General features: G+C 61.5%; 2 protein-coding genes. One reads left to right on the top strand and one right to left on the bottom strand.

The window, feature by feature from the left end; translation table 11 throughout:
- Positions 1-321, bottom strand: a 321-nt coding sequence (locus QHC78_RS21040; RefSeq protein ID WP_319748097.1) for a DUF4158 domain-containing protein, incomplete at its 3' end; no start/stop codon positions are given.
- Between the two features lie 148 nt (positions 322-469).
- Here QHC78_RS21040 and QHC78_RS21035 point away from each other — a divergent pair.
- Positions 470-902 (top strand): molybdopterin cofactor-binding domain-containing protein (locus QHC78_RS21035; protein WP_319748096.1); only part of this gene is annotated, 433 nt, incomplete at its 3' end.

Raw genomic sequence — 902 nt, 5'->3', positions numbered from 1 at the left:
TACTTGTTGGTGATCGAATAGCGTGCGCCCGCGTTCATACATGGCTCTCAGCGAGGCGACTTCTGGTGCTGCAATGCCAAGCTCGTTGCCAAGGTGGCGCCACAAGGCTACTGGAATTACCCGAAAGGCACCGAGCAAACGCCCACTCATGCGCAGGAAACCAATATGGAGCGCCAGACCAAGCTTGTGGGAATCACCTCGGCGTGCATTGATTGCGTCGCGCTCGGCACCATCGAGGGTGAAAAATGCCTTCATCTCGAAGTCGCTGATATCGCGGGGGAGCCCACGCATCCCCAAAAACGTTGTGTGCCAACCCTGCATCGTGAACCTCAAAAGTGGGAGGCCACCATACCCGTTTACAAAGCGAACAGGAAAGTCAATGAAATCAACGGTCTACCCAGACCACCCCCGCGCCAGTGCTAGCTTTGCGTACCGTCACTTATTGCACTGAAAACGAGGAGACCCCGAGTTGTCCTTGGACCGCATCCGCATCCTCCACGGTTCGACCACCTACCTGAAGGATGGCTTCGGCTCCTACGGCTCTCGTGCCACGGTAATGGGCGGTTCGGCCATCATGATCGCGGCACGCCACCTTCTGGCGGCCTTCCGCGAAGCCGCCGCGCGCCGGCTCGGGTGCAATCCGCTGGAGTTGACCGTGAGCCAAGGTGTCGCCCGCGCGCCGGACGGCCGCAGCGTCGCCCTGGCCGACTTCGCCGGCGTGGAGCGCTTCGATAGTGAAGGTACGTTCAGCAACTCGAAGGCCACCTATACCTTCGGCACCGCCGCCGCCCACGTGGCGGTCGATCCGCGGACCGGCCAGGTGGAGGTCCTCGACTACCTGGTGGTGGACGACGTGGGCCGCATCATCAACCCGCTCACCCTGCACGGGCAAGTAACCGGAG

Origin of the sequence: Pigmentiphaga sp. (assembly GCF_033795525.1) — a bacterium.
GTDB lineage: Bacteria > Pseudomonadota > Gammaproteobacteria > Burkholderiales > Burkholderiaceae_B > Pigmentiphaga.
This window is presented reverse-complemented; position numbering and strand designations above follow the sequence as displayed.